This is a genomic window from Pseudomonas sp. SWRI50 (assembly GCF_014269095.1).
Lineage (GTDB): Bacteria > Pseudomonadota > Gammaproteobacteria > Pseudomonadales > Pseudomonadaceae > Aquipseudomonas > Aquipseudomonas kermanshahensis.
Map to the genome: position 1 here is coordinate 1 of NZ_JABWRW010000052.1, position 3,256 is coordinate 3,256.

3 protein-coding genes are annotated in these 3,256 nt (G+C 62.3%); 2 read left to right on the plus strand and 1 reads right to left on the minus strand.

Going from position 1 to position 3,256, the window contains the following annotated elements; genetic code table 11:
- Positions 1-256: 256 nt before the first annotated feature.
- On the minus strand, positions 257-1,207 hold the full coding sequence (locus HU750_RS26865; RefSeq protein WP_225876706.1) for a LysR family transcriptional regulator: 951 nt from the start codon (positions 1,205-1,207) through the stop codon (positions 257-259).
- A 486-nt stretch (positions 1,208-1,693) separates the two neighbouring features.
- Here HU750_RS26865 and iacA point away from each other — a divergent pair, with 486 nt between their 5' ends.
- Both iacA and HU750_RS26875 read left to right on the plus strand, forming a co-directional pair.
- Positions 1,694-2,863: an indole-3-acetate monooxygenase gene (gene iacA / locus HU750_RS26870; protein ID WP_027594215.1), complete on the plus strand. Its 1,170-nt coding sequence runs from the start codon at positions 1,694-1,696 to the stop codon at positions 2,861-2,863.
- Positions 2,864-2,880: 17 nt separating this feature from the next.
- Positions 2,881-3,243: an IacB protein gene (locus HU750_RS26875; RefSeq protein ID WP_186683363.1), complete on the plus strand. Its 363-nt coding sequence runs from the start codon at positions 2,881-2,883 to the stop codon at positions 3,241-3,243.
- Positions 3,244-3,256 lie beyond the last annotated feature (13 nt).

Below are 3,256 nucleotides of genomic sequence, written 5' to 3' on the forward strand. Positions count from 1 at the left end.
GGTCACCTATGGGGCGTTTTCTTATGAGAGCAACGCTAAAGGGCAGGGGGGTGGGGCTCAATGACAGGGGGGATCAATGTTGTTGCGTTTTTTGCAATGGGGGGTGGCTATGCGTTCGGCGTAGTTTTTTTGTGGGGGCGGACATCGAGCGCCGCCCGCGCGGCGCTCGATCTCATAGGCGCTGCATCTCCCAAAACAAGCACCAAGACAAGCACCAAGACAAGCACCAAGACAAGCACCAAGACAAACACCAAGATCACAACGCCATCCGCACCGCCTTGGCCATCTCCGTCGCCAATTCCCGGCTCATGCCATCCAAGGTTCGCCCACGGCGCGTAACAATCTGGATATCGGTCGCGTTCATCGCCTCGCAATCGATGGCCAGGGCCTTGAAGGTGCCGTTCTTGAGCTCGTCGATGATCGGCAGTTCGGCCAGCAAGGTGGCGCCCAGCCCCGACCGAACGAAGTCCAGAATCACCGCCAGGGAGTTGGAGGTGAGGGTGGGCACGATGGCGAACGGCTGGTCCTTGCAGGCGGCATCCGCCAGCTCCCGCACGCGGAAGTTGGCGCCGGGCAGCACCAGTGATTCGCGGGCCACTTCGGCGAGGCTGACCGTGGAGCGCTCGGCCATCCGGCTGTCACGGTGAACAATCATCCGCAATGGCTGCGCCAGGCTGAACAGGCGCGTCAGGCGGGCCGATGCGTTAGGCGCAAAGACCACGCCGAGGTGCGCCTCGTCGTTCATCACCATGCGCTGCACCTCCAAGGACGGGGCGCTGATGATCTCGGCCTTGTGCGCATTGTGCGCGTGCAAAAAGCCCTGCAACGAATTGATCGCCCGGGCCCCCAGCAGGCCTTCGCCGATGGCGATCACCGTCGAGGCTTGCTGGCGGCTTCGCAATTCATCCAGCCGGTCGACCAGCAGCGCGTGTTGACGAATGCGTTCGATGTAGTAGTCCACGGCAGCCTCGCCCGCGGCGGTCAGGCTGATGCGGTGGGTGCCGGGGCGCACCAGTTCGATGCCCAGTTCTTCTTCCAGCCGGGCGATCTGCCGGCTGACCGATGAGGTGGCGACGCCGAGCACTTCGGCAGCGGCGCGCATGGAGCCCTTGTCATGGCTCAGGTGCAGGTAGCGCAGGCGGTGGTCCTGCAGATCGATATGGCGGGTGGGCATGACCTCGACCTCGGGGGTAATCACGGCAGGCATTGGCGTGTCCCCATCCATCCTGGTGGGGCGTTGGCTTGTTTTTTTTGTGTGCTCGGCGTGGGTGGCCGGCGTTGTCGCGCTCCATGCCAGGCCATCGTACACGCGTTTTTTTCTGTCCGAAATCATGTGAAAAAGGCGCTAAAAATTTTTCGTGATATCGGCGCGGGTCGTTAGTTTTTTTAGTCGCGTTGAAACCGGTTTTTGAAGTCGTATAAATCCATTTAAATCATGTAGATAGCCAATTTTTAGAGGGTTTATCCGTTAGGTATAGGTAAATTTTTCTCCTGTTTTAGCGTGAAAATTCAATTGACAATTCACGTAAATCGCCGCAAATATTTGTCACCGGCACCTAAAACAAGAGAGACAGACCATGCCGCCCGAACCTGCCTTCGCCCCTCTGTATGGCCAGTGCTTGCCTTCCACGAGCCCAGCCAACGCCCCCCACAAGCATCAGTACAAAAACCGCGCCTGAGACGGAGAATGTCCATGGATTCGCTTTGCCTGCGTGCCGCGCCTGTGTCGGCGCTCGCCTCTGGCCCTGCTTTCGAGGCCTTGCTTGACGGTGTTCGTGATCGTGCTCGCCTCGGTGAGTTCGACCGCCAGCGCTACATATCCCGCGATGTGATCGACGCGTTCAAGGCCCATGGCGTGTACCGCGCCTTGGTGCCTAAGCGCTTTGGTGGGCTTGAGTGCTCGCCGGGGGCCTTCTGTGAAATGATCGAACGCATCTCCCATGCAGACGGCTCTGCCGGCTGGGTGGCCAGCTTCGGCATGAGCCCCGTGTACCTGGCGGCGCTGCCGCTGGAGACCATCGCCGAGATCTACGGCAACAGCCCCGACACGGTGTTTGCCGGAGGCATCTTCCCGCCACAACCGGCCGAGATCGTGCCTGGAGGCTTCAAGGTCAACGGCCGCTGGAAGTACTCCAGCGGGTCCATGGGTGCGGACATCGTGGGTGTCGGGATTGCCCCACGCAATGGCGACAAGCTCGACCTGCCGCGCCTGGCCGTGATGCCGCGCCAGCAGGCGCGCATCGAAGAAACCTGGGACACCGTCGGCCTGCTCGGCACCGGCAGCCACGACCTGGTGGTCGAGGACGTGGTGGTGGGCGAGCAGTGGACCTTCGTGCGCGGCGGCAAGCCCAACCTGGACGAGCCGTTCTTCCGTTACCCATCGCTGTCGTTCGCCACCCAGGTGCTCTCGGTGGTCGGGCTGGGCATTGCCCGCGCTGCATTGGACGAACTGTCAGGCATGGCCAGTGGGCGCATCTCGGTGACCGGCGCCCCGGCACTGGCCGACCGGCCGCTGGCCCAGGTCGATGTGGCCAAGGCCGAGGCGGCGCTGCGCTCGGCGCGGGCGTTCTTCTACGAGTCCATCGAACGTGCCTGGGAGCACGTGGTGGCGGGCGACCCGGTACCGGTCGACGTCACCAACCTGTTGCGCCTGTCCTCCACCCATGCCGCCCGTGTGGCCGCTGAAGTGGCGCGCAGTGCGCAGATGCTCTCGGGCATGACCGGCATCTACAACGAAAGCCCGCTGGCCCGCTGCGTCAACGATGCGCAGGTGGTGACCCAGCACGCCTTCATGGGCGACGTCACGTACCAGAACGCCGGTGCGATGTTCTTCGGTAAACAGCCCCTTCCGGGCTACCTGTAACTTTCGGGAATTTTGTCATGAGCGATAAGAAAGCGTTGCGTGTGCTGTTCTGCATGGGCATCAACCAGAACTTCTTCGATGCCCCCCGTGAGGAGCAGCTGCAGGTGTGGGCCGCCTTCAGCGCGATGTGGAATGGCATTCACGACCTGACCGGGGTGAACGTGCTGGGCAACATGGACGATGACCAAGGTATGGTCGGCCCGTCCGACGGCTTCCCCTGGACCACCTACCTGCTGGCCGACGTACCGGACATCGAGACCGTGCACGCCGCCTGCAACCTGTTCCGCACCACGGCCGTGGGCGAGGGGCCGTACAAGCTGTGGCGCTACGCCAAGGTCGAGGCCCGTGTCGGCCGCGAACTGATCATCCAGCGCGCCTGAGTCGAGGACGATA